The organism is Yoonia sp. SDW83-1, assembly GCF_046762885.1.
Lineage (GTDB): Bacteria > Pseudomonadota > Alphaproteobacteria > Rhodobacterales > Rhodobacteraceae > Yoonia.
Window position 1 is genome coordinate 139,682 of record NZ_JBKQXO010000012.1, and the last position, 22,328, is coordinate 162,009.

The 22,328-nt window shown below is 57.3% G+C and carries 28 protein-coding genes and 1 pseudogene; 10 read left to right on the plus strand and 19 right to left on the minus strand.

Translation table 11 applies throughout. The features are described 5' to 3' along the window. Positions 1-3 precede the first annotated feature (3 nt). The 4 genes from ACFWW4_RS16235 to ACFWW4_RS16250 all read right to left on the minus strand — a co-directional run bounded on the left by ACFWW4_RS16235 (position 4) and on the right by ACFWW4_RS16250 (position 1,990). On the minus strand, positions 4-447 hold the full coding sequence (locus ACFWW4_RS16235) for a c-type cytochrome (protein WP_411891822.1): 444 nt from the start codon (positions 445-447) through the stop codon (positions 4-6). A gap of 20 nt (positions 448-467) precedes the next feature. Then, a complete protein-coding gene (locus tag ACFWW4_RS16240) occupies positions 468-803 on the minus strand; it encodes a DUF411 domain-containing protein (RefSeq protein ID WP_411891823.1) in 336 nt (111 codons plus the stop codon). A gap of 190 nt (positions 804-993) precedes the next feature. After that, complete coding sequence (locus tag ACFWW4_RS16245) at positions 994-1,329, minus strand: hypothetical protein (RefSeq protein ID WP_298299709.1); 336 nt, start codon at positions 1,327-1,329, stop codon at positions 994-996. A 64-nt stretch (positions 1,330-1,393) separates the two neighbouring features. Continuing rightward, complete coding sequence (locus ACFWW4_RS16250) at positions 1,394-1,990, minus strand: Spy/CpxP family protein refolding chaperone (RefSeq protein ID WP_411891824.1); 597 nt, start codon at positions 1,988-1,990, stop codon at positions 1,394-1,396. A gap of 77 nt (positions 1,991-2,067) precedes the next feature. Here ACFWW4_RS16250 and ACFWW4_RS16255 point away from each other — a divergent pair, with 77 nt between their 5' ends. Then, positions 2,068-2,616, plus strand: coding sequence for a Crp/Fnr family transcriptional regulator (locus ACFWW4_RS16255; protein ID WP_411891825.1), 549 nt, complete (start codon positions 2,068-2,070; stop codon positions 2,614-2,616). Positions 2,617-2,720: 104 nt separating this feature from the next. Here the strand turns inward: ACFWW4_RS16255 and ACFWW4_RS16260 are convergent, their stop codons facing one another. Beyond that, positions 2,721-3,239, minus strand: coding sequence for a MarR family winged helix-turn-helix transcriptional regulator (locus tag ACFWW4_RS16260; RefSeq protein WP_411891826.1), 519 nt, complete (start codon positions 3,237-3,239; stop codon positions 2,721-2,723). Positions 3,240-3,341: 102 nt separating this feature from the next. On the opposite strand from ACFWW4_RS16260, the gene dctP reads away from it, so the two are divergent. From dctP to ACFWW4_RS16280, 4 genes are read left to right on the plus strand one after another with little or no spacing between them, the layout of a single operon-like run. Continuing rightward, complete coding sequence (dctP, locus tag ACFWW4_RS16265) at positions 3,342-4,319, plus strand: TRAP transporter substrate-binding protein DctP (protein ID WP_411891827.1); 978 nt, start codon at positions 3,342-3,344, stop codon at positions 4,317-4,319. Positions 4,320-4,325: 6 nt separating this feature from the next. Beyond that, entirely contained in the window at positions 4,326-4,802 is a 477-nt protein-coding gene (locus tag ACFWW4_RS16270; protein WP_411891828.1) for a TRAP transporter small permease, read from the plus strand. Then, positions 4,799-6,088 (plus strand): TRAP transporter large permease, encoded by a 1,290-nt coding sequence (locus tag ACFWW4_RS16275; RefSeq protein WP_411891829.1) that lies wholly within the window; start codon positions 4,799-4,801, stop codon positions 6,086-6,088. Before ACFWW4_RS16270 ends, ACFWW4_RS16275 begins: the two co-directional genes overlap by 4 nt. Continuing rightward, on the plus strand, positions 6,085-7,056 hold the full coding sequence (locus ACFWW4_RS16280; protein WP_411891830.1) for an alpha/beta hydrolase: 972 nt from the start codon (positions 6,085-6,087) through the stop codon (positions 7,054-7,056). Before ACFWW4_RS16275 ends, ACFWW4_RS16280 begins: the two co-directional genes overlap by 4 nt. 137 nt (positions 7,057-7,193) lie before the next feature. Here the strand turns inward: ACFWW4_RS16280 and ACFWW4_RS16285 are convergent, their stop codons facing one another. The 3 genes from ACFWW4_RS16285 to ACFWW4_RS16295 are packed head-to-tail and all read right to left on the minus strand — an operon-like array spanning position 7,194 to position 9,215. After that, on the minus strand, positions 7,194-8,069 hold the full coding sequence (locus ACFWW4_RS16285) for a penicillin-binding transpeptidase domain-containing protein (RefSeq protein ID WP_411891831.1): 876 nt from the start codon (positions 8,067-8,069) through the stop codon (positions 7,194-7,196). A 7-nt stretch (positions 8,070-8,076) separates the two neighbouring features. Beyond that, positions 8,077-8,535: an SRPBCC family protein gene (locus ACFWW4_RS16290; RefSeq protein WP_170797358.1), complete on the minus strand. Its 459-nt coding sequence runs from the start codon at positions 8,533-8,535 to the stop codon at positions 8,077-8,079. Between the two features lie 11 nt (positions 8,536-8,546). Further along, on the minus strand, positions 8,547-9,215 hold the full coding sequence (locus ACFWW4_RS16295) for a glutathione S-transferase family protein (RefSeq protein ID WP_411891832.1): 669 nt from the start codon (positions 9,213-9,215) through the stop codon (positions 8,547-8,549). Between the two features lie 116 nt (positions 9,216-9,331). Here ACFWW4_RS16295 and ACFWW4_RS16300 point away from each other — a divergent pair, with 116 nt between their 5' ends. Continuing rightward, on the plus strand, positions 9,332-9,685 hold the full coding sequence (locus tag ACFWW4_RS16300; protein ID WP_170797354.1) for a winged helix-turn-helix transcriptional regulator: 354 nt from the start codon (positions 9,332-9,334) through the stop codon (positions 9,683-9,685). Here the strand turns inward: ACFWW4_RS16300 and ACFWW4_RS16305 are convergent. Then, a complete protein-coding gene (locus ACFWW4_RS16305) occupies positions 9,671-10,108 on the minus strand; it encodes a winged helix-turn-helix transcriptional regulator (protein WP_411891833.1) in 438 nt (145 codons plus the stop codon). The genes ACFWW4_RS16300 and ACFWW4_RS16305 overlap by 15 nt on opposite strands. Before the next feature lie 87 nt (positions 10,109-10,195). Here ACFWW4_RS16305 and ACFWW4_RS16310 point away from each other — a divergent pair, with 87 nt between their 5' ends. Both ACFWW4_RS16310 and ACFWW4_RS16315 read left to right on the plus strand, forming a co-directional pair. Further along, a complete protein-coding gene (locus ACFWW4_RS16310) occupies positions 10,196-10,546 on the plus strand; it encodes a VOC family protein (RefSeq protein ID WP_411891834.1) in 351 nt (116 codons plus the stop codon). A gap of 11 nt (positions 10,547-10,557) precedes the next feature. Continuing rightward, positions 10,558-10,977, plus strand: a complete 420-nt coding sequence (locus tag ACFWW4_RS16315) for a hypothetical protein (protein WP_411891835.1) — start codon at positions 10,558-10,560, stop codon at positions 10,975-10,977. On the opposite strand, the gene ACFWW4_RS16320 is transcribed toward ACFWW4_RS16315, so the two are convergent. The 8 genes and pseudogenes from ACFWW4_RS16320 to ACFWW4_RS16355 all read right to left on the minus strand — a co-directional run bounded on the left by ACFWW4_RS16320 (position 10,964) and on the right by ACFWW4_RS16355 (position 17,316). After that, positions 10,964-11,542, minus strand: coding sequence for a dihydrofolate reductase family protein (locus ACFWW4_RS16320; protein WP_411891836.1), 579 nt, complete (start codon positions 11,540-11,542; stop codon positions 10,964-10,966). The genes ACFWW4_RS16315 and ACFWW4_RS16320 overlap by 14 nt on opposite strands. 1 nt (position 11,543) lies before the next feature. Next, positions 11,544-12,041 (minus strand): SRPBCC family protein, encoded by a 498-nt coding sequence (locus tag ACFWW4_RS16325; RefSeq protein WP_411891837.1) that lies wholly within the window; start codon positions 12,039-12,041, stop codon positions 11,544-11,546. Next, a complete protein-coding gene (locus tag ACFWW4_RS16330; RefSeq protein WP_411891838.1) occupies positions 12,038-12,373 on the minus strand; it encodes an ArsR/SmtB family transcription factor in 336 nt (111 codons plus the stop codon). The genes ACFWW4_RS16325 and ACFWW4_RS16330 overlap by 4 nt, the downstream gene beginning before the upstream one ends. Positions 12,374-12,632: 259 nt before the next feature. After that, positions 12,633-13,262 (minus strand): annotated as a pseudogene (locus tag ACFWW4_RS16335) (tyrosine-type recombinase/integrase); the annotation flags it as partial. A 174-nt stretch (positions 13,263-13,436) separates the two neighbouring features. Beyond that, the gene (locus ACFWW4_RS16340) at positions 13,437-14,894 is read right to left on the minus strand and encodes a cytochrome-c peroxidase (RefSeq protein WP_411891839.1); all 1,458 of its coding nucleotides are present in this window, start codon (positions 14,892-14,894) and stop codon (positions 13,437-13,439) included. Positions 14,895-14,918: 24 nt separating this feature from the next. Continuing rightward, positions 14,919-15,530 carry a GNAT family N-acetyltransferase gene (locus tag ACFWW4_RS16345; protein ID WP_411891840.1) on the minus strand — a complete coding sequence of 204 codons (612 nt, stop codon included), beginning with the start codon at positions 15,528-15,530 and terminating at the stop codon, positions 14,919-14,921. A gap of 65 nt (positions 15,531-15,595) precedes the next feature. Beyond that, the gene (locus ACFWW4_RS16350; protein ID WP_411891841.1) at positions 15,596-16,270 is read right to left on the minus strand and encodes a hypothetical protein; all 675 of its coding nucleotides are present in this window, start codon (positions 16,268-16,270) and stop codon (positions 15,596-15,598) included. Positions 16,271-16,383: 113 nt separating this feature from the next. After that, positions 16,384-17,316 carry a homocysteine S-methyltransferase family protein gene (locus ACFWW4_RS16355; protein WP_411891842.1) on the minus strand — a complete coding sequence of 311 codons (933 nt, stop codon included), beginning with the start codon at positions 17,314-17,316 and terminating at the stop codon, positions 16,384-16,386. A 167-nt stretch (positions 17,317-17,483) separates the two neighbouring features. Between ACFWW4_RS16355 and ACFWW4_RS16360 the strand changes: the two genes are divergently transcribed. After that, positions 17,484-19,016 (plus strand): winged helix-turn-helix domain-containing tetratricopeptide repeat protein, encoded by a 1,533-nt coding sequence (locus tag ACFWW4_RS16360; RefSeq protein ID WP_411891852.1) that lies wholly within the window; start codon positions 17,484-17,486, stop codon positions 19,014-19,016. 240 nt (positions 19,017-19,256) lie between these two features. On the opposite strand, the gene ACFWW4_RS16365 is transcribed toward ACFWW4_RS16360, so the two are convergent. Next, a complete protein-coding gene (locus ACFWW4_RS16365; protein ID WP_411891843.1) occupies positions 19,257-20,210 on the minus strand; it encodes an SDR family oxidoreductase in 954 nt (317 codons plus the stop codon). 161 nt (positions 20,211-20,371) lie between these two features. Between ACFWW4_RS16365 and ACFWW4_RS16370 the strand changes: the two genes are divergently transcribed. Beyond that, positions 20,372-21,262, plus strand: a complete 891-nt coding sequence (locus tag ACFWW4_RS16370; protein ID WP_299771822.1) for an AraC family transcriptional regulator — start codon at positions 20,372-20,374, stop codon at positions 21,260-21,262. Positions 21,263-21,422: 160 nt separating this feature from the next. Here ACFWW4_RS16370 and ACFWW4_RS16375 read toward each other — a convergent pair whose 3' ends face one another. Beyond that, positions 21,423-21,935 carry a DUF5946 family protein gene (locus ACFWW4_RS16375; protein ID WP_411891844.1) on the minus strand — a complete coding sequence of 171 codons (513 nt, stop codon included), beginning with the start codon at positions 21,933-21,935 and terminating at the stop codon, positions 21,423-21,425. Positions 21,936-22,328: the final 393 nt, after the last annotated feature.

Genomic DNA, 22,328 nt, shown 5'->3' on the forward strand with positions numbered 1-22,328 from the left:
CCTTTATTCGGACTGGGCATTCATGTCGTCGTGATACTGACGAAGGTCGTCAGGCCAAGTCGACTTGATGAAGGACAGCACCGCAATGATTTCGTCATCGCTGAGCACGCCTTCATAGACGGGCATACTGGATGGAGGCGCGTTCTCCATCAGTCCAGCAAGCCCATATTTGGTCAAGGTGAAGAGCGTTTTATCATCGTGGTGCCACGTATGCCCAGTGGCGTCATGCGGCGGCGCAGGTAGCAAACCATCCTCGCCACGCATCCGCCAGTTCGGTTGTCCCTCCAGGCGCGCACCATGGCAGGCGGCACATTGCTCTGCGTAGATGCTTTGGCCCAAGGCGGCCACTTCGGCGTCGTCCGGTGTTAAAAGACCGACAGCTTCCGAGGGCTGGGCCAGAACGAGTGCGGCGGCAAAACCGACGAGCGCGAGCCCGCCGGTGAGCAAAACTGCCTTGTTACTTACCATCAGGTGTCGAACGGCTGAACTGTACCAGCACGGTAGTACACCATGCCGGTGCCAGCCTCTCCACCAAATGCAATGACGTCGAAACGCGCGGACGGATCATCTCCCATGCCAGGAGAGCCCATCGGCATGCCGGGAACAGCAAGCCCAGTGATGTCCGGGCGATCCTTCAAGACGGCTTCCAATGCTTCGAACGGCACATGCCCTTCGAAGACATATCCAGCCGCTTCAATGGTGTGACAGGAGGCGAGCTCAAGCGGAATGCCACGCTCTGACTTCTGCGCCTCTGGGTCGGTCAGTTCCTCGACGGTGACGGTGTAACCGCGAGCGCGTGCCAAGTCAGCCCAGGCGTGACAGCATCCGCAACCTGGTGAGGCGAGAACGCGCATCGGCGCACCTGCACGCGCAGGCAGAGCAGCCATCACAAGAGCAGATGCGGATAGGGTAGTGAAGTGACGACGTGTGATCATGTCAGTCGGTCCTTTAATTTGAAAGTTGAATAGATTGCGGGCAAGCGCCTGTTGCCGTTCAGACTTTCGGAGGACCAGTAGGGACAGCCAGCGTTAGGTTCGCAAAATCGAAATCGGCGTACAGAACATCAACAACCGATCTGTTTGCGGAATTATCCGGCGAAGTCGCCGACGTGGCCGCAAGATCGCCAAAACAGGGGGTTGATCCCATTCCGCTGGTGGCATCGCAGCAGTCCGCGAGTGCCTTCTCAGCATCAGCCACTGGATCGCTTTCTGACATTTCGGCGTGGTGGGCGGCGTGATCCGATCCATGGTTCAAGCCATGCATCACAGATGCGGTGGATGCACCAGCGAATGCAAAAACAAGAATGATCGACAGAACCAAACGAAACATAACAAATACCTACTGGGGGTATATGGCTTTGACAAGTCACGAGGATGTGTCGCCGCAATCGAACCTAATTGCATCCGTTATGGCTGCGCCACATGTCCGGGTCGTGCCCGTCTGGTACAGAGGCGCATGGATCATCTGAATAACCGCGCAACACCGCGTACTGGCTGATTTGGGCATCGGTCAGCAATGGCAAAGTCAACAGATGGGCATTCAGATGAACGAGGCGGAGGACTGCTCGTGCTTGACCTGCTTCGGCCACCAGCCGTTCAAGCGCCTCAGTACCAGGCGCACCGTTTTGAAAGGCTGCGTCCAGCGCTAGTTCAGCTACGACGAACCGCTCCCCGGCAGTTATGGCGTCTGCTTGCATCTGCGCTCGGATCGCTTCGATATTGTCACGCTGTTGCTCAGTCAGAGCGATCTCTTCGGCAAGCTCAAGCAGATGCGTCGGCCCCGGCACACCATTGAGTTCGGCAGCACGCGCAAGCCCCCATCCGCCGCCACGTGCGATTTCCTCTAAGTCTTTCTCCGAAAGAGACTTGATTAAGCGTGTTTCCTCACCCGCGTAAGCTGACGGCGATGTGCTATGGTTTTCATCGTGTGTTTGGGCAAAGACTGCGGTGGGGATGAGAACCATCAACATTGCGACGTGTTTTGTTTCCATGAGTGAAGTCCTTGATTGATCCGGGATTGGCCCGAAGGTGTTGCACAATCTGCGCCTCCAAGGGCATGATAGAAATCATGTCGGATCATTGGCTCAACTGTTTTGATGGCGCGCCAGAACGCACGCTGGACGAAGGCGAAACGCTTTTTCGTCGGGACGATGAAGTTGAATGGGCCTTCTTGGTCCGTGAAGGGCAGATTTCCCTTCGGCGTGCGCTGCAAGACGGCGGGCTCTTGACCCTGCACACGGTCGAGGCAACAGAACTAGTTGCCGAAGCATCCCTCTTTGCGGATCGCTATCATTGCGATGCTGTCACCGAAATGCCGACAAAGGTCTCTCTGATTTCAAAGACCGAGTTGAAGGCGAGCCTTGAGAACTCTGCCACATCAAAGCGACTTTCGGTCAAAGCCTTTGAACGTACCGCGAGAGAGCTGCAGAACCTCCGGACCCGCATTGAGATCATGCGTTTGCGGAAGGTGGCAGATCGCCTTGATGCCTATCTTGAGCTTTACGGTCCGCCGGAATTAGGCGGGTGGGTGCGTGTCGCTGATTGGATCGGAGTGTCGCCTCCAGCGCTCTATCGAGAGCTATCGGAACGGCGGACGAGCAAACCTGATCTCTTTTGATTGACTAGCAGGAAGCTGGAAATTTCTAGTGTCCGCTTTCGGGAAGCCGCACCGCAGCATCGGTTGCTACGACGAGAGTCTGGTTTGGGCCGCTCGTAACAATCCTACTCCGGTGTAACCCAATCCGGCATCGCGAAGACCATCTTTCGGATGAGAGTGTCGAACTGCGCCAATTCATCATCGGTAAGTGCTGCGCGCATTGCGTCCTGACGGGCTTGGACCATGGGGCTCACTTGCTCCAGCATTGCCCAGCCTGGGTCCGTCAGGGTCAGCGGTTTGGCGCGCTTGTCGTCAGGATCGGTTCCGCGCTGGACATATCCTTTTTGCAGAAGGTCCGACACCGCGCGACTGATCGAGTTCTTGGGCTGACCCGTCACGCGGCAGATGTCCTGAGCGACGAGTCCAGGCATGTGTTTCAAGCAATAGAGAATCACGAATTCCGGCCGCGTGATCCCGTATTTCTCTCCCAGTTGGCGATAAACAGGTCCCGTAAAGAAGTTGGCGACAAAGTTGATGCGCCACGCGTGGCGCAGGTCGGTTTCGTCAAGCATCACAAGCGACAATGGCCCGAACGTATCGGCCATATCCGCTGTTGCGGTCAAACGCTTGTCTTGCTCGGTCATGACCCCTGCTTACGACAGGTTGGTTCAAAATGGAACTTTACAAAAGGTTCCATTTGGGACTTTATATAGTCAGGCAACTGATTGCCCATTAGGGAGGATGATATGAAAATGATAACCGCATTTGCGGGTGCTGTTGCGTTTGGCGTGTCGGCATGGTCGGCCGCAGCGGACGAACTGCGCATGGTCGGCGCGTTTCCCGAAGGCTTTGTGTTCACCGAAGAAATCGTGAAACCGTTCATGGCACTTGTCGAAGAAGAAACCGGCGGCGCGGTCAGCTTTGCGCTGACCGGGCCCGACGCCGTTCCGCCGTTGGAACAGCTTGAACCGGTCCAGGCGGGTGTCTTCGACGCTCTTTTCACGCACCCAGCCTATCACGCAGGCACCACACCAGTGGGCTTGGCTATTGATGCCATTGGCCCTAATCCGACCAAACGGCGCGAAGCGGGGATCATCGACTATATCGATCAGCATTATCAAACGCTGGGGATGAAGTTGATCACAGCGCCCGCTACGGGATCAAAGGGTTTTCGGTACTTCCTCAAAGAGCCGATCACGGGTGAGCCAGGTTTTGAAGGCCGGAAAATTCGTGGAACGGTCTCCTATCACCCAATGATCGAAGCCTTGGGCGGCTCAGGCGTCGTTATGGGCGGGGGAGATGTGTATTCCGCTTTGCAAACTGGTGTTGTGGATGGAGCAGCATGGGGGTTGACAGGCGCCAGGGATTTCAACTGGTACGAGGTTGCAGATTACATGGCCGATCCTGTTTTTGGGCAGGTCGGACTGATGATCTTCATGAACCTTGATGCCTGGAATACCCTGTCGGCGGAAGAACAGGCCGGGATCGAACGGGCCGCGGTGCGTTTGGAAACCGACAGTATCGCACGGTTTGATACTTTGGCCGCGCAAGAGAAAGAAGACCTGTTGGAACTTGGTATGAAAATGACAACCTTCTCGGATACGGAAGCCGCCCAGTTCGAAGAGCTGTGGTCCGGTGGTGTCTGGTCTATCGCGGAGAAGAGCGATCCCGAAACGTTGGCCGGGCTGCGCGCCCTTGCGCGCGATGCGGGTCTGTCGGACTAATCCAGAATGACGGTATTGGGGCAATGGCATGATGAAAGCTCCCGCTGGCTGTTTCGGCTGGCGGGGGCGGCGCTGTTGCTGGCCGTGGCGCTTTATGCGTTCGAGGTGGTCGCGCGATACCTGTTTGATGCGCCCACCACCTGGTCGGGAGAGGCGGTTCAATACGCGCTGGCCATCCTGATCTTTTGCGCGCTGCCTGATGTGACGCGCCGTTCGGCCCATGTGGCCATTGATATCGTACCTGAATCCTTGCCGGAAAATGCGCGATGCATCCTTGGCCGGATCAATGCGCTGGTTGCCGCTCTGGCGACAGGGCTGGCCGCGTGGATCGTTGCGGGCGAAAGCCTTCGCCAATTCGAAAAAGGCCTCATGACCAATGCCGCCCACCCGATTCCGCGGTGGTGGATCACGGCCTTCATCGCGTTGGGTCTGGCCAGCGCGGCCCTGCATTTCCTGCGCCACATGATGGGGCGGCGCGGATGAGTTGGCTTGCCTTTTTGTGTCTGGCAATCGGGCTGTTGCTGGTCCTGCTGTTTTCGGGCGTCAAGATTTTCGTCGGATTTCTGGTGCTGAACCTTGTGGGTGTGATGGTCCTGATTGGCCCGCGCGGCTTTGGGTTGTTCACCAATTCCATATTCGAGACCGCCACGTCGCCCACGCTGGTCACCGTTGCCCTGTTTGTGCTGATGGGTGAGGTTCTGTTCCGCTCGGGTACGGTCGATATCCTGTTTCGCAGCGTCGACCGGTTGATCGGACGGCTCAGAGGGCGGCTTTATGTGATCACGATTGCGCTCTCTACGGTGTTTGGTGCGCTGTCGGGGTCGGCTGTGGCGGTGGCGGCCATGCTGGGCCGGTCGGTGATGCCGCTGATGCAGGATCGCGGATATGACACACGGCGGTCAGCAGGCACCATTCTCGCGGGGGCCAGTCTTGCGCCCATCATCCCGCCCAGCCTGCTTGCGATCATCGTGGGATCGCTTGCGGATGTTTCGATCGCGGGGCTGTTGGTGGCGGGGCTGTTGCCGGGGCTGCTGTTTGCCAGTCTCACGCTGGCTTATGTGTTTATCACGGAACGCGGCAGCGCCATACCTGAGCAGTCACGACCCGAAGGCTCGGCCTTGCGTGCCATGTTGGACATGTTGCCCTTTCTGCTGGTGATCTTTGCGGTGATGGGCCTGATCATCCTTGGGATCGCGACACCGTCGGAGTCGGCGGCAACAGGAGTGGTCGGCGCGTTGATCGTCGCGGGGCTGTTTGGGCGTCTGGATATGCAGATGCTTCGCGAGACCGTGACCTCGGCCCTGACGATCAGTGTGGTGATCCTGATCATTGTCGCCTCGGCCAAACTGTTCAGTCAGCTTTTGTCATTCGCCGGAGCGACGCGCGGTCTGGTCGCGCTGGTCTCCGATCTGGGGCTTGGGCCGGACATGACGTTTCTGATGATGATGCTGATCCCGTTTGTTTTGTGCATGTTCATCGACCAGATCGCCTTCATGCTACTGGCCATCCCGATCTATCAGCCCATTGTCGCGGCGATGGGGTTTGATCCGATCTGGTTCTGGACGTTGTTCATGGTCAACCTGACGGTCGGCAGCCTGACACCGCCTTTCGGCTATACGCTCTTTGCCTTGAAGGGGGCCAATGACCGGCTGACGACCGCAGACGTGTTCGGTGCGGCGTGGCCCATTGTCGGGATATTTGTCACAGGCATGGCTATCCTGTGGGCCGTGCCGGGCATTGTCACGCTGATCCCGGGCTTTTTGCAATGACCTGGAGGCAGTACGATACCGCGACCTCGTACTTCATCCCCTCGTCGGATGATCCGGAGTTGCACTTACACTTACGCGCGCATGCGGAGGACCAAGACCGCCCGCCTGTTTTGTTCGTGCATGGGGCCACATATGCCAGCCGCCTCTACGATGTGCCGCATCCGGGGGCGAGTTGGCTTAAGGCCACGGCGGAGGCGGGGTATGCTGCCTATGCCCTGGATATTCGCGGGTACGGAAAATCCTTTGCTTCAAACCTGGCCGAGACTGCAGAACCTTATGCTCGTGGCTCCGATGCGGTCAACGACATCTCTGATGCTGTCACGTGGCTTTGCGCGCGACATTACCGCGACCAGATCGGTCTGATCGGTGGTTCGTGGGGGTCGATCACCACCGCGCTGTTTGCCTCTGGCGGGTCGAAATCCCAGATCGCGGCGCTTGTGCTTTATGCGCCGATCTTTGGTGAAACAAACCCGGGCTGGCTCTCTTTCCTGTCGGATCCCTCTCACCCAAGCCAATTCAATCCAGCCTTCAAAGGCGCGCGGCCGGTGTGCGAACCCTCAACTCGCGCGCGATGGGACGCGGAAATCCCCGCCGGGCAAGACTGGCGTGACGAAGCCGTGTTTCAGGCCCTTGTTCAATCCAGTCTCAGTGATGACCCGCAAGCCACGCATCGCGATCCCCCGGCCTTTCTGGCTCCCAATGGCACGCTGTTGGATCTGTGGGAGGCGTTTAACGGACGCCCACTTTATGATCCGTCGCGCATCACCTGCCCGACCCTGTTGATCCGGGGCGGGGCAGATACAACATCGACGCGGGCGGATGCACTGGCCTTGTTTGACGCGCTCGCCGCGCCGGTGAAACGCTATGTCGAGCTGGCCAATGGCGCGCATTTTGCCAGTGCCGAACGCCTTGGCCCACAGGTGTTCCGCACGGCAAACGCATTCTTGAAAGATCAGTTTCGGGGGTAGCGAATGCGCTCTGGATGAGGGCGCGCGTTTGTAACTGGGTGAGCCAAGTCTTTGGGCGCGTACCCAAATCAATGACCGCTTCCGGGAAGCTGCAACGCAGCATCGACAACTACGCTGGGCGTCGGGAATGGGCCGCTTCATTCGCAGTCAAAGGCCCCGATGTCTTGGAGAACACGGTACGTGACTGCCTTTCGCTTTGAGAGATATGTTGTGTCTGGCATATCCATGTTCAGAGCAAAGACATAATTATCGCTCGCGCATTCCAGCCAGCCGACGAACCATCCGATGTCCATATCCGTTTTGCTGTACCACCAACCGGTCTTGGAACGCATGGTCCAATCTGGATGGAAATCGCTTACCATGATGCTCCTGGCCGCCGCATAGGTGGTTTTAGACAGTGGCAACCGTTCCAGGGCAAGTTTCGACAGGAACGCAACTTGTTCCTGCGCCGAGATTGAAAGTGTTCCGTCCAGCCAATAGGTGGTGAGCTGGTCGATGGTGCCGACATCTGCATTTCCGTACTGGAAGCTCTTCAACCCGTGCGCCATCACAGCCTGTCCCCCGGCTCGGGCAATCTCCTGATAGACCCAAACCACCGAGTATTGGAACGCGGATTCGAGTGAATGGTCCTGGTTCCATGCGCGGTTACTTCGTGGAACACTGTCCCACTGAAACACAGTTTCGGGCGTCGCCAATCCATTTTCCAGCGCAATCAAGCTGTGTGGGATCTTGGACGTGGAGGCTGGCGAAAATTGCTGTTGGGCGCGGACAGGATTTGCGACCCAAAGCTGGCCATCAGACAGGCGTTTGATCACAATCGTCGTGCTTTCAATCTCGCCGCCTCCGGCAGTTACATTGAGCTCGACATCTACTGCATCGGCTGCGAGCGGCGACGACAGCGCAATGGCAAGCCATCCGGCGGCATAAAGGCCCAGAAAAATAGCGGCCTTCAATTGGACTTTCATGCTTCTGCGGCGGTCTGAGGCGGCCAAACTTAGTCCTTTCCAATTCACGCCCGGATTATCCTTGGTGAGGCTTGCCTTGCCCTGTGTCGAGGTATTGTTTGAGGCTGCCCAGAAAAAACATATCCCAGCCCGCCTCACAAACATCATAGCATAGCAAGTCGGGGGTGAGCCCTTGGTGCCGCATCTCAATTCTAGAGCCACCTTCTTGTTCGGTGATTTGCCACAGCACCTTGGTGTTGAGCCACTCGGTTTCAATCTCTTTGGGTTGGCCCTCGTGGATGTGCAGGGCATCGACGCAGGTCCATTCGACATGTGTTGGTTGGTCAGTGCTGGTCAACTCGAACGTCCAATAGGACACGCCGGGTGGGAAGGTGAATTTAGCGCGGTCCCCGATGTTGTTCAGCGGCTGATCGGGTCGGGTCCACCAATGTGCGACACCCCTGGTTACCGCGTCGAATGCAGTGGAGGCGGATGCCTTGACGTCTATGGACTTTGTATAGCTTGGTGCGGTCATCTTGGTTGTCCTTAAGCAACGTCGGCCCAATGGGGCGGAAAGGTTGCGGCGACATTTGGAAGGGTTTCGATCCGCCCAACCCAATCCGCGATATCAGGCGACACGGTCGCCAGGTCCGGCAAGTCAAGCGCTTGCATGATCGTTGGCTTCGTCTCCATGGCCCGTTGGATCAGTCGCACATGGGGAAAGGCCACAGCGTCAGCCGCCCCCGGGCGTTCACCGGACAGAAATGGGGTTTCGGCCAAGATGTCGGCTAGGTTCGCAAGTTCGGACCGAAGCCTTTCGCTGGCGATTTTCAGGTCGTCGGTCGCTTGATCCGCGCCTTGGAAAAAGATGGGCGACAGCACATCGCTTGTGGCATCTGGCAGATAGTCGAAAATCTCCATGGTGCGCTGCCAGATCATCGCTGCGTCCAGCGGTGTTTCCCCAAACAAGGGTTTGGCCGGGTATTCCCGATCCAGCCAAGCCAGGATCGCAACGGATTGGCTTAGGGTCGTGTCGCCGTTTTTCACGGTCGGTACGGTGCCGCGTGGATTGATGGCAAGGTAGGCGTCTGACTTGTGCTCTTTTTGTGCGGCGGACAGCAGGTGGACGTCATAATCGAGGCCCTTGAAGGCCATTCCAAGGGTCGCACGCCAGGGGCTGGGGGCACCGCTTACGGTCCAGATTTCCAGGGACATACTCACATTCCTCCGTGGGTGGGTGTTTGCAGAGACATAGCCACCACGGTATGATCTGAAAAGTAGGCAGAATTTTTTGCTATACTATCGAAAATGATACTATTGAGGAAAACAAGATGTCCGAGGCCCTTGCTGATGCCGTTCAACCGGCTGTTCCCGACCAAAGCACATGCCCCGCGCCACGGGTGATCGGGATGATCGGCGGCAAATGGAAGCTGCTTATTCTGCAGATTCTGATCTTTCAGGGCACCAAGCGTTTTGGCGAATTGCGCAAATCCATCGACGGCATCACTCAGACGATGCTGACCAACCAGCTTCGCGCGTTGGAAGCTGACGGGCTGGTCACCAGAAAGGTCTATGCCGAGGTGCCGCCCCGGGTTGAATACTCTGCCAGCGCAGATGGACTGGCGCTGGCCCCGGTGTTCACATCGATGCACGACTGGTGGGTCAATCGGTCAGCTGGATCGTAACGCCTGATCGACGCGGTCAATCTCTGCTTCGTACCAAGCGATCGTTCCGGCAGGATCGTTGGAAAAGCTTTCCGCGAATGAGGCGGGCGCTTCGGTGACCTCGTCATACTGCGTCGCCCAAACCATCATCGACACCAAGGCGAGTAGAAAATCCTTGGATTTTTGTGTCGGAAAATAGCAAACGCTGCTGGCTTTGCGAGGGTCGGCTTCGCGGGTCAGCATGCCCAGCGTCTCAAGCTTGGATAGTCGGTTCGCAAGGATGTTGGTCGAGATGCCTTCGGGCGAGGCAAGGAACTCGCGGTAAGTGCGCTTGCCGTGCAGCAGGACATCCCTCAGCAAAAGAAAGCACCACTTGTCGCCGACGATGCCAGCGGCATAGCGGGTGGGGCATCCGTTCCATTGAGGTTTTTCGTTCGAGTTCATGGTGCAGATATAGGCGACCGAAATGTACTTGCAATATGCAAGTGGCCGAAGTATTAAATTACTTGCAAAATGCAAGTGGAGAGAAAAATGCCTGCACCTTTCGTTTGGTACGACAACATGACGAACAAGCCGCAAGAAACGACCGTGTTCCTGCAATCGATGTTTGGATGGCAGCCCAAAGATATCGGCTCGATGACATTTCTGACCGAGCAAGGGGGCGACATGCCCTTCGCCGCCACTTGCAATGAGATGGACGGGATCACCGGCTGGGTGCCTTACTTTGAGGTTGATGATCTGGAGGCCGCGACAGGTCGCGCGCGCGAAAGCGGTGCCAGTATCATTGCCGAAAACGTCAAAGGCCCAGCAGGGGATGCAAGTTTCATCCGCGATCCCGGCGGCAGCCCAATGGCTCTTTGGAAGCGGGGCGAGGGGGCATGAGACCCGACATGTTGAAGCAACAGATCCTGGCTGCCGCTGCCTATCCTCTGATCGTTTTTCCCCTGGCCATCATTTGGCATTTGGTCCTGTTCAAAGACAGGTACATGAGCTTCGGATATTTCGAAGGCGAGCCGAACATCGCTGTCGGTCTGGCGTCGATGGGTATCCAGGGTGCCGTGTTGGCAGCCATTTACCCTATGTTTCGGTTCGGTCGCAGCGGTCTAAGGCGGGCAGTCACATTCGCAGCCTTGCTGGGGCTATTTTTCTGGACAAGTCATGTGCTGGCGCTGGTGGCCAAGCAAAACGTGCCGCAAGCAGGCTCGTTCATCTTGATGGAGACACTCTATCTGTGTTTGCAATTTGGTCTGTTCGCACTGGCCCTAGGTTTGATTTTTCGCGGGGCAGGGCGGCCGTCTGTCACGCCCGCCTAAAGCAATTATGGGTCACACCATTCTCAAGGGCTTCCGCACGCGCCAAAGCGTAGGTGCACGGCGAAGCGGTGCCTTCAAACAGCCGCTTCCCCTCGCCGACGACAACCGGAAACGTCCAGATCCGAAATTCATCGATCAGATCATGCGCTTGCAGTGTTTGGATCAACGCAGAGCTGCCATGGACCTGTAGAAGTGGCCCGCCTTCGTTCTTCAACTCTTGCACCGCTTTTGCCACGTCGTCATTCAACACATGCGAGTTTTCCCAGCCCAACGATTGAGTTTGCGATGTGGCCACATGCTTTCGCGCCGCATTCAACCGATCGCCAAGATCAGAACGCGGCGCGTTTGGCCAGTGTCCAGCAAAGATGTCATAGGTCTTGCGCCCAAAAAGGATGTCGTAAGGTTCCGACATTGCGACGTGTTCAACATGTGGCATCACGCCTTCCCAATAGGGGGCTGCCCAACCGCCTTGCATAAAGCCGCCCGAGGGGTCTTCCTCGGGCATGCTTGGCGACTGCATCACCCCGTCCAGTGTCACGAAGGATAGCACCGCAAGTTCACGCATGTTATGACCGCTCATCGTCCAGCGACTGTGCGAAGGCAGCCAGCTTGTCGAAGGCCTGGTTCCAACCTCCAGCGCCAGCAGTGCCTTCGGTGACACCCACATGGACCATCACCATGCGCGTTTTTCCGTCGACCTCGCTCAGTTCGACGATGACCTCGGTAATGTCTGGAACAGTGTCCGGCATTCCCATCGACTGTGGTGAGATGAGGGTGCCATCCGCATCACACATACTTTCCGTGTAGACGAGACGATCTGGCGCGCTGACCTCTTTGTAGACGCCGGTGAACCACATCTCCATCGAGCGTTCGGGCGATTGCATTGCCATACTGACCTTGCGAGTTCCGCCGACTCTCACATCCATTTCGGCCGTTGGGACCGACATCCCGTTCGGTCCGTACCATTGCTTGAACAAGGTCGGATCGGTCCACAATTTCCACACAAGATCGATCGGCGCATCAAACACCCTCTCGATCCGAACCCAGTTGTTCTCTTCGCTCATGTATCGTTTTCCTTCATGTCAGCCAGAAGAGTGTCCAACGTGTCGAAGCGCGCCTCCCAAATCGACCGATACCTCTCGGTCCAACTTGCGATTTCTTGGATCGGTGCCGTTTCGAGTTTGCACAGCCGAAACTGGGCGTCCTTCTCTCGGGAAATCAGGCCGGCGTGTTCCAGCACCCGAATGTGTTTCGACACTGCAGGCAAGGTCATATCAAACGGCTCCGCCAAAGCGTTCACGCTGGCTGTTCCTTCCGAAAGGTGTGCCAGGATTGCCCGACGCGCTGGATGCGCAAGGGCGGAAAACGCGGCGTCTAGTCGGTCATCTTTAGTCATAGGGCATTATTATACTAATAAGTTAATTAAACAAGTGGTTTATTAAGTTTCAAGTGATGCAGCGCGAGCGCCCGAGGTTCCATTCTAGTGTTGTCAAATGACAGGAGATCTATGGCCAGCACGTCCAGGATCAGGAGATGTTCGCGCTTGACGCGACACTTGTTGATCAAAGTCCGCTATGCGGGCTGCAACCGCAGCATTTGGAGAAGGTGCTGAGTGACCGCTCTGGGCCGTCTGTGAAGGCGACCCAGAGTTGCAAGATTTCAATGGCTTCAGCAATAGCCAGGGCGTCCTCAAGTTCGACGCCAAGATACCTAACTGTGCTGTCCATCTTCGTGTGCCCTAACAGCAGCTGGACCGCACGGAGGTCGCCCGTCTTTTTGTAGATCTGGGTAGCCTTTGTGCGCCGCATTGAGTGAGTACCGTAGGCACTCGCCTCAAGTCCGATCCAAGTCACCCAATCCCGGACGATCCGCGCATGTTAGCGGGTCGAGATGTGCAGGCGTTCATGGAAGCGGCCTGGCCAAAGGTATTCCGACCCGACCATCAGTTCGTCTTCCATCCACTTTTCGACCGAAGCTCGTGTGCCTTCTGATATCTCAAACCGCACAGGTTTCTGCGTCTTGCTTTGCAGCACCGACGCCCGTTCTTTGATCTGGCCGGACGCCATAACGTCGACGACTTTCATTTTAACGAGGTCACAGCCACGCAATTTGCTGTCAATTGCCATGTTGAACAGCGCGAGATCCCGATGGCTTTCAGCAAGCTCAAGTCGAACCCGGATCGCCCAGACGTGCTTTGGTTTCAATGGTCGCTTTTGTCCGACGATGCGGCCCTTGTTCCAAGCAGGACGAAGCGCGCGGATGGCAGGTAGGTTTGGTGTTTCCATGACTGATCCTCCGATCCGCTAGGCCCTCCACAACGACAACCCGACGTTGACACGGTTTGATACCACAGCCGTCCGGTTTGTTGTCGTTCCCATCAAGACTGCGCCGCAAATAGCGATTTGTTTTTATCCATACGCGTTCAGAGCGGCGTGTGGCTCCTTTCCATGTGATCGAAATCATCTGGCCGGTTGCGGCGCCAGTCCCGACGGAACCGCCGTGGGAATGAGATCGGACCTGTCGATGGCAGAGGGGTCTGTCAGGGATTCGAGAAAGGCGATGAGTTGTCTTATTTCCTCGTCGGCCAGATTGAATGTGCGAAGGCCGTTCCCGACCGCGATGCGTTTTTTAAGTACAGGTGATTGCATCACCCAAGTGTCCCTGAGATCAAACGCCGCTTGCTCGCCAGGGTCCAGCGGTGCGTATCCGAATTCCGAACCTCGGCCGGAAAGGCGCATGACTTGGTCCAAGGGTGGTAGAACAACGGTGGACGCATCAAAGTTCTGCAAGCTTCTCACCGGATCCAGATGATGGCGAACCATCCCCTCCAGATCAGCAAACGACCCGCTGTGGCCCCACGGACCGGTGAGAGCAACGTTCCGTAAGGATGGCGTCCGGAACGCGAACAGGTCATCAGCGTCTCGGCTGACCTGATACCGTCCCTCGTCCTCGGTTCGGCCAGCGAGACCTGTCTCGGCAATGTAACTGAAATCCCTGCCATGACCTTTGCCGGGGCCGATCTGCGGCATCGCGATGGCATGGAAGGCGTGGTCGGTCAGCAAAGGCCCGCTATGACACGACGCGCAATTCGCACTCCCATAGAACAACGATAATCCCGCTCTTGCATCCTTTGACAGGATCGAAATGTCACCGGTACGCAGCAACTCGTCGAAAGGACTTTCATCGGACCGGAAAGCGATTGTCTGAAAGGCCGCGAGGGCTTCGGCCAGGTGGGTATAGGCCACGTCATCTGCGCCTGCGACGTCAGGAAAGGCTGCGCGCAGCATGTCCAGATAGCCTGGCACCGCAGCGACACGTGCCGCGAGGATACGCCAGGCCTCCGCTCGATCTTCGGTGAAGGCGGCGTCTGCGACCGGGTTTTCGCCGAACTGCCCAGCCATTTCGATGGGGGAAGTTACAGGAAAAAAAGCCTGTGCGACCAAAACGTCCGATACGCCTTCCGGCAGTTCCTCATCTGCAGGGTTCCGGATGCGCATACCGTCTTCGATCCATTCCACCCGGCCGTCGTGGAACAGCGATACGTACTCGCGAGCGCCGATGTTCCACAACGGTTGCGCGTTGCGCGGTACGCGGCCCGTCACGGCAGTTTCGGTTCGGCGGTCCAGGCCGGCCCCTGTGCCACCCTCGCCGATGCCAAGTGCCACACCATCGCCTGATCCCAATCTTGGATCGTGACAGGTCCCGCAAGAGATATTGCGGTTGCCCGACAGGATCGGATCGAAGAAGAGATTGCGTCCGAGTTCGACAAGCTGATCGCTGGGTGCGCTACCGTAGAGAAAGCTGCCATCAGACAATGGCGCGGGCAGTTTTGGTGCATCTCCGCCTGATGTTGCGATGGTTGAAACGCACACAAACGTTAGCAATGCAGACGGCAGGAGGAATTGACGGTGGAGCATTGTCTGGTCTTTCTTTGAAGATGGTCAAGTCTGTGAGTTCGGCACGACAGGCTTGAGCAACAGCAGGACATCGCCTGTGTAGTAGGGTTGGCAGGGGTGGCTCAGGACCGGTGCGCTTGCCGCAACCTCATACCCCAGCCGCTGATAGAGCCGGACTGCGCCTGTGTTCTGCGCGTAAACCTGAATGCTGACAGTATCAAAGCCTGCATCGATGGCCTGTTTCTCGGCATGAGCCATCAAAGTCGCACCAATCCCAAGTCTCCGCGACCCGGCGCGCACAGCAAGTGCGTTCACGTACCAAGTGCCCACAGATTTCGCCTCCAGCGCGACGAACGGAACAATGGGTGCTGGCGGATCGGCAGCGGCGCTTTCGTCTGCCGAAGAGATCGGGTAGCTCAATACCATTCCCAGCACATGGCCTTCGCGCTCCGCGACAATGGCGTTCTTGTAGGAAAATCCACCTTGTTCACGTCGCGCACGCGCCGTGCCGACTTCTAGCGGCGTTTGGCCACCTTTAGCGCTCTTTGCCCAAAGCCAAGAGGGGATGCCTTCACCGGCGATGTCGATGAGGCAGGCGAGGTCTTCACCATCCGTTTGTCTGGCCGGGCGAAGTGCATATTCGAGAAGGTCTTTCATGGTCTCTCTCATTATTCATCTGCCCCCATCCGCCCTGGCGGCGGACAGGGGTTTCTCGATTTTCATCAGGAGGCAGGCAAGGCGACCTGATCGATCGGCCCCACCGGCACACCCGAGTCCCATTCGGTGTGGTCGGTTTCGTCGATGTGCCCGAAGTAGCTGCTATGCCAGCTTTCAGCTTGATCCTCCGGCGCGATTGAAGCGTGCTCTTCTCCCGGGATTTCAATGGAAAGACGCACACCGAAGCCATCGGTCATCCCTAGCAAGGTTTGCGTCATCTCAGCGCCAACATGGGCGTATGCGCCGGTTCCTCCGGCGATGGCGCGGGGTCCGGCCACATCGACATCCGCCAGTTCAGCACCCTGGTTGATCAGGATCTCGCCGCTGTCGAACTCAAAGACCTGGCGCGAGATGACCCAGGCACCGGTCAGGGTGCGCGCACCGTCGCCGACGAAGAACCCGTCACAGGTCCAGCGACCGATAACCTTGTCGGGGAAGGCCGGACTGCCATCGGCAAGGGTGCCCTCAGCGCCATCATCGAGAGTGCCATCTTCGTAGATGTAGCCCTGGGTCACGAAAGCATTGCCGTAGGCGGGCATCCCGTCGTCGAAGACCGGTTCAGCCGCGAAAACAAAGCGCGTGAGGTCTTCGGCGACGTCGAAGGACATCGGCGCGCCGTCGGCCATCGCAAAGCCGGTGGAGGCCACAAGGGCCAGTGTGGAGAGTGTTGATTTGAACATGTCTTTTCCTTTCAGGTGTTCAGCTTCGTTCAGTCAAAGTCACAGAACGCATGCAGGGGTCCTGCAGGCGGCTGTCTGGTTGCGGGCGCAGGAGCGCCCGGCATTTCGGTGATTCAGGTTTTGGTTGCCTCGCAGATTGCCGCGACATGGCGGTGGTCGGTCCCGCAACATCCGCCCATCACGGTCAGGTTCGGCAGAAGGACCGAGAGACCCGCATAGAGGTGTCCGATTTCAACGGGATCGCCATCATCAAGCGTGTCCGAGGCGTCAAGCTCGGCATGGCTCATGCGCGAGGCATTGGCTCGCAGGCCCATGATACGCTGTGTCCAATCGCCTTGCAGGACATTGGCAAAATGATCCGGATGCGCGCAGTTGATCATGAAATAAGCCGGATAGTTTTCCGTCGCTTCATCCACCGCGCGGATCGCGTCACCAAGAGCTTCGCCTGAAGGCAGACGCCCGTCGGTCTCGACCGTAAATGCAATTGCAACCGGGAGCCCAAATGTCTTGGCAGCGCTGGCAATGCCAATGGCCTCATCCGCGTAGGTCATTGTGATCGCTGACGCCATGTCTGCGCCAAATTCATTGAACCAACCAACCTGTGCGGCGTGATAGGTCTCGGCCGCCTCTGCCGTCAGAACCCGTGCCGGCGCATAGCCGTCATCCTGTGGGCCGATCACTCCGTTCACGACAAAGGGGCTTTCGCCGGTTTCGAAACGATCTCGCAAGCGGTTCAATGTGCAAATGGCCTCGCGATGGACGGCGCGCAATGCATCCTGCGACAGACCGAGTTCCGCCGCCCACCGGGCGCTTGCCCGCCATGTAGGCGTATCCATGATGAAACCGCGCTTGGCCTCGACAGCGATCCGGGCGAAACGCTCCATATAGGCGTCCATCGCGGCGATCCCCGCATCGGTTTCGAGCGCCTTGAAGGCGGCAAAGAGCGGCAGGTCGATCCCGTCGTGGAAGATCAGGGTCGTCTCCAACCCGCCATCTGTGATCATTTTCTTTCCTGCCAGCTGCGGCAGTGCGTTGCGGTATTTCATGGTCTGTCCTTTCTGTTGGACAAGGACCTATGCGGTAATGGGACGCCGAGCTTGAGGATGGTATGAGAAGAATCTGAGATTTTGCCGAGCTTTCACCAAGAGCCGGAAAAAGGTAGCTTTGGGCCATGCACGTTTTGCTTTCTGATATCACGGTCGACTTCGACCGAATGATCGCCGTCCATGGGGACGAGACCCGGCGACTGACGCGTCAGTCGGCAGGCATCCTGAAAGCACTGGTTTCAGCCGATGGGGATGTTGTCACAAAAGACGATCTGATCACCGATGTCTGGGAGGGGCGGATCATCACGGATGCAACACTTTCGACGGCCCTGAAGGAAGCCCGTCGCGCGGTGGGCGATACAGGATCAGAGCAACGCATCATTGAAACGGTTCATGGCGTCGGGTTTCGTTTGGCGGTACCTGTTAACCACGGATCGACCGTCGCAGGCGCACAAAGGAAACCCCCGGTCATTCTGGTTCTGCCCTTCCGCAGCCTCAGTTCGGCGGACGACAGCTGGATCGCAGACGGTTTCAGCGAAGAGATCACGTCGCACCTCACGCGTTTCCGAAACCTGCGGGTCCTATCTCACATGACGGCTCTGCACATTCAGACAAATGGCATCGACCAGGCCGAGATTGCGAAGACCTACGGCGTAGATTTTCTAATAGAAGGCAGTTTGCGCCGCTCACCCGAACGCTTGCGCGTTACGGTGCAGGTCAGTGAGGTTTCGACAGGCGAGATCGCGTTGATGGAACAATTCGACCGGTCCGGCGATCTTCAAGAGATCTTCGATATCCAGAATGAGATTGGTCTCCTGACCGCCGGGCGCATCGCCTCCCAGCATGGCGATATCGGGTCGCGCGTCCGACGGCGCGCTGCCAGCGGACAGACCCAAACCTGGGATGTTTACGCCGCAGTCGCGCAGTTCTACGAGTTTTACAAGACCTACGACCCCAAGCTCCATTTTGAATTGCGAGAGCGTTTGCCCGTCCTGCTGGAAGCCGACCCCGAAGCCTCAGATGGGTGGGCAGCTTACGCCCTCATTCTTCTAGAAGAAAAGCGTTATCACTTGAACGAGCGTTCCGATGTGAATGCAGTACAACTTGGGTTAGATGCGGCACGACGGGGCGTAGAATGTGATCGGCAAAGCGGATTTGCCCGCATGGCGCTGGCGCTGTGTCAATTCCACACAGGAGATTTGCCCGGGTTCCGGGAGACTGCGAAGGTCGCGCTTCAACTCAACCAGGGCCATGCCGACATACTGGCCGAGATCGGCCATTGTCATGCTTTTCTAGGTGAGTTTGACCGCGCAATACCGCTTCTGGATAAGGCGATTGACCTAAGCCCTATTCACCCGGGCTGGTATCACTACGCCCACGCTTGGCGGTTTGCGCTTGGTGACTTCTGGCAGGCAGCACTTCTGGAGATCGAGAAAGTCCCGATGCCGGGTTTCCCTTGGTACCACGCGCATCAGGTCTGGTTTCATGCAGAGTTGGGAAACCTCGAGGCCGCTGAGCATGCGCGGGTGACTCTCCTTCAAATCCTTCCCAACTTTGAGGCCGATATCCCAAAGGAAATGGTGTTCAACTACTTCACGGGACCGTTGGTGCGAAAGGCATTCGACGGCTGGAAGAAAGCTGGGCTTGTTGTCCATCTTCCACCCGAAATGGCGGATCTGCCAAAGCCTGTACGAGATTGAGGGATCGTCCAAGCTCTGGAGATGACTTGGTAACCAGGTACTTCGATCCGGAGTTCTTGCAAGCGCAGCGAAAGTCCGGAAAGCGGGATGCGGTTGCAGAATAGAGACAGCGCGTTGGATGTCGGGTTTGGGCCGCTTCGAAGAGCGACCCTTACTGCGCGCTGCAATTTCATTGCCGCATCCTCTAGGCTCAACCGGTGTGCATTTGCCTTGCCGGTGCCGGTGACCGTGGCAATGGGATCAGAGTTTCCACTCGAATCCGACAGCTTTTTCAGACTCATTCCAAAGCCTTGTCATGACAGCTTTGTCATGGGCGTGGGCGTTCAGTGTACCCTTGCCGACCGGGCCGACCGCTTCCATGCGGCCCGTCGGACCGTAGAGGGCGCGTTGCTCAGTCAGAGCCTCTTCGGTTGCACACATGACCTCGGGGTATGAGCCTTGTTCCGCAGTCTGGACAATCGGCGTCTTGGTCATCAGCCACCAGATGAAACGCATCGTGCGGCTGCCGCTGGTGGAGATCAGCGATGTAGCCGACGAGCCCGGATGACAAACGTAAACCTCGACATCTTTGCGCCCTGCTGCAGCCAGCCGGTCCTGCAATTCATAGGCAAACATCATCTGCGCCAGCTTGCTTTGCGAATAGGCAGTGTTCGCGCCGTAGCCATCATCCCAATTCATATCGTCGAACTTGATGGTCTTGAGACCCATGTTGTAGCCGAGGCTCGCGACGACCACGATCCTGCCTTTGCTTTCGGCGATGCGGTCAAAGAGCAGACCATTGAGCAGAAAATGCCCGTAGTGGTTGGTGCCAAGCTGGCTTTCGAACCCATCGACAGTCAGCTTGCGCGTTGGTACCTGAGCGATGGCCGCGTTGTTGATCAGCGCGTCGATCCGAGGCACCGTTTTCAAAACTTCTTCGGCAGCTTCGCGCACGCTATCCAAAACGGACAGGTCCATGCGAATGAAGCTCACGTCGGCCTGTCCGCCGAATTCCTGTTTCAGGTCCGCGATTGCCGCCTCGGATTTCTCGACCGAGCGGTTCAGCATCACCACCTTGGCGTTCTTCTTCAGCAAGATGCGCGCGGCTTGAAAGCCTGCTCCGGCGTTGGCACCGGTGATGATGTAGGTCTTGCCTGACTGGTCGCCGAGGCGCTCGGGTGTCCAGCCTTTGGGTCCAAATGTCGTATCTGCCATGTTCTGTCTCCTGCCAGCCCAAACTGGCGGTTTGAGGTGTTGTTGATTGAAGGCACAGATAGAACTTGGCTGGGCACAAAAACAGGCGATATCCTCTCGATTACTTGCCCAATCGTCTCAACCCCATTGCAAAGATGAAAGTCCTCTGCCAGCTAGAGTGCATGAGCAAAGACCAGATCAAAAACCTTATCGAGCGCCGTCTGCCAGAGGCAGGCCTCGTCGATACCGCGTTGAAAGGCGTCCAGCTATTCCGGGTGACCGAGGCCATGCCCTGCGTGCCTGCTGTGTACGAGCCCACGGTGGTGGCTATTCTCAGTGGCACCAAGGAAGCTGTTCTGGACGGTGAGCACCACGTCTATGGCAGCGATAAATACTTGCTGTGCCCCATGACTTTACCGGTGGAGGCAGGCACGCCTTTGGCGTCCAAGGACGATCCTCTGCTTGGCGTGGTGATTGCGCTGGAGCCACGGAAGATGCTCGAGCTGACCATGGAGGTTGAGACCGCCGCCGGTGGCAACAGACAATCGCGGGATGGCGTGCCATCGGCTTTAGCATTGGCGGCTTGGGATACGGGCTTCACGCAGGCTTTGTTACGGCTCCTTGAGTTGCTCGATAATCCAGTTGATCTGGAGGTGCTCGGACAGGGGCGACTGCGCGAATTATATTATGCAGTGCTCAGGGGTGAGGCCGGGGCCGCGGCAAGACGGGCTTTTGGCGTTGGCAACGAAATCGCGCGCACCATCGATTATCTCTCGAACCACCTGAACGAACAGGTCACCATCGACGACATGGCCGACCACGTCGGTATGAGTCGGGCAGTCTTCCATCGGCGCTTTAAGGAAGCGACGACCATGTCCCCGATACAGTTCGTGAAATCCATGCGGCTGAACCACGCCGCGATGAAGATCGCCGAAGGGAAGACCGTGTCGGAAGCAGCCTGGGACGTGGGTTATCAAAGCTCCTCTCAATTCAGCCGTGAGTTCAAACGGATGTACGGCCAGTCGCCCCGGCAATGGAGCAATGCCGCGCAGGTGCCTCAACTATTGAACTAAGGGACACCTTTCACTGCCGGCTTGCAGCGAATGTCCGGAAAGCGGGCTGCGACTGCAGCAATCCAATACATGGTTGAGTGACCGGTTTGGGCCGACTTCATCCACTCTGCGAAGCGCCATCAACAAGATGCTGCGATTGCTCCGACGGCGGCTCCGAGCCCTAGTCGGACATCCATTTGTCGGTCCAACGGGTGATGTAGTCATGGTGCGCGGACCAGTCTTTCCAGGCAGCCGCCGCCCATTCGGTCACCCTACGTGCGTGAAGTGGTGTGCCTGCGAAATCGGCGACTTCTGCCACGGTCATCGAGAACACTGTTGGAGGTTCCAGATAGACTAGAGTTGCCTTGTGTTTCCCAAGGCCAAGCATGATGTCGTTGGCTTGCTCTGGTGACCTGAGGCGATTTAGCTGAAGGTAAATCCTTGCCAGATGAAGACCAACGGACTGTATTTCCCTGCGCTGTTGGCCTCGACCAGGATGCTGAACTGCAAATGTGTCAACCGTCAACCGGTGTGTCATCTGAAGTGAACTGTCGCTGTACTCGCAGGCCAGAAGTCTATTGAAGAGAGCGAAGCATGCGGGCGAAGACATCATGTACTTGTGAGTAGGGCCATCGATACGTTTCAGCGCCGATCCACATCCCACACATCTGTCATTATGGTCTACATCTGCCATAAGACCCTACGTAACAGGAGGCCGGCCAGCGATCAAAGGAGATGTCGGCTTTGTCCCGCAAACCACCAGTTCACCGCATCCGAGCTTTTGCAAATGCAGCGGATGGCAGGTCTGCCGGGCCGCAACGCAGCGACGGTATTGAATGGCCAAGGTCAGCAAAGGGCCGTTGTTGAAGCAGGGTGGCATCGCATCCGGTTAAGCATTCGTGGCGTCGGCCGTTCCATCGCACACGGAGATCAAGTTGTTCTTCTAGCTGCCATCAAGTACTTTGCTGACCAAGTGAAGCATAGCTTCGGTGTAGGTCTCCCGATCACCGCCATAGGCGATCTCAAGCGCCGCGCGGTCAAATGCCGCCGAAAGTAGGTTGGTGAGCGCATCGATGTGCTGTGGCGA

Bases quoted from the DNA above. Each gene is read 5' to 3' on its own strand.
- ACFWW4_RS16355 (WP_411891842.1), bottom strand. From the start codon at position 17,316: ATGAAATACCGCAACGCACTGCCGCAGCTGGCAGGAAAGAAAATGATC.
- ACFWW4_RS16280 (WP_411891830.1), top strand. From the start codon at position 6,085: ATGACCTGGAGGCAGTACGATACCGCGACCTCGTACTTCATCCCCTCG.
- ACFWW4_RS16320 (WP_411891836.1), bottom strand. From the start codon at position 11,542: ATGCGTGAACTTGCGGTGCTATCCTTCGTGACACTGGACGGGGTGATG.
- ACFWW4_RS16290 (WP_170797358.1), bottom strand. From the start codon at position 8,535: ATGACCGCACCAAGCTATACAAAGTCCATAGACGTCAAGGCATCCGCC.
- ACFWW4_RS16250 (WP_411891824.1), bottom strand. From the start codon at position 1,990: ATGGAAACAAAACACGTCGCAATGTTGATGGTTCTCATCCCCACCGCA.
- ACFWW4_RS16360 (WP_411891852.1), top strand. From the start codon at position 17,484: ATGATCGCCGTCCATGGGGACGAGACCCGGCGACTGACGCGTCAGTCG.
- ACFWW4_RS16340 (WP_411891839.1), bottom strand. From the start codon at position 14,894: ATGCTCCACCGTCAATTCCTCCTGCCGTCTGCATTGCTAACGTTTGTG.
- ACFWW4_RS16260 (WP_411891826.1), bottom strand. From the start codon at position 3,239: ATGACCGAGCAAGACAAGCGTTTGACCGCAACAGCGGATATGGCCGAT.
- ACFWW4_RS16375 (WP_411891844.1), bottom strand. From the start codon at position 21,935: ATGGCAGATGTAGACCATAATGACAGATGTGTGGGATGTGGATCGGCG.
- ACFWW4_RS16345 (WP_411891840.1), bottom strand. From the start codon at position 15,530: ATGAAAGACCTTCTCGAATATGCACTTCGCCCGGCCAGACAAACGGAT.
- ACFWW4_RS16305 (WP_411891833.1), bottom strand. From the start codon at position 10,108: ATGAACTCGAACGAAAAACCTCAATGGAACGGATGCCCCACCCGCTAT.
- ACFWW4_RS16330 (WP_411891838.1), bottom strand. From the start codon at position 12,373: ATGACTAAAGATGACCGACTAGACGCCGCGTTTTCCGCCCTTGCGCAT.
- ACFWW4_RS16275 (WP_411891829.1), top strand. From the start codon at position 4,799: ATGAGTTGGCTTGCCTTTTTGTGTCTGGCAATCGGGCTGTTGCTGGTC.
- ACFWW4_RS16300 (WP_170797354.1), top strand. From the start codon at position 9,332: ATGTCCGAGGCCCTTGCTGATGCCGTTCAACCGGCTGTTCCCGACCAA.
- ACFWW4_RS16245 (WP_298299709.1), bottom strand. From the start codon at position 1,329: ATGTTTCGTTTGGTTCTGTCGATCATTCTTGTTTTTGCATTCGCTGGT.
- ACFWW4_RS16270 (WP_411891828.1), top strand. From the start codon at position 4,326: ATGACGGTATTGGGGCAATGGCATGATGAAAGCTCCCGCTGGCTGTTT.
- ACFWW4_RS16255 (WP_411891825.1), top strand. From the start codon at position 2,068: ATGTCGGATCATTGGCTCAACTGTTTTGATGGCGCGCCAGAACGCACG.
- dctP (WP_411891827.1), top strand. From the start codon at position 3,342: ATGAAAATGATAACCGCATTTGCGGGTGCTGTTGCGTTTGGCGTGTCG.
- ACFWW4_RS16370 (WP_299771822.1), top strand. From the start codon at position 20,372: ATGAGCAAAGACCAGATCAAAAACCTTATCGAGCGCCGTCTGCCAGAG.
- ACFWW4_RS16295 (WP_411891832.1), bottom strand. From the start codon at position 9,215: ATGTCCCTGGAAATCTGGACCGTAAGCGGTGCCCCCAGCCCCTGGCGT.
- ACFWW4_RS16365 (WP_411891843.1), bottom strand. From the start codon at position 20,210: ATGGCAGATACGACATTTGGACCCAAAGGCTGGACACCCGAGCGCCTC.
- ACFWW4_RS16310 (WP_411891834.1), top strand. From the start codon at position 10,196: ATGCCTGCACCTTTCGTTTGGTACGACAACATGACGAACAAGCCGCAA.
- ACFWW4_RS16350 (WP_411891841.1), bottom strand. From the start codon at position 16,270: ATGTTCAAATCAACACTCTCCACACTGGCCCTTGTGGCCTCCACCGGC.
- ACFWW4_RS16325 (WP_411891837.1), bottom strand. From the start codon at position 12,041: ATGAGCGAAGAGAACAACTGGGTTCGGATCGAGAGGGTGTTTGATGCG.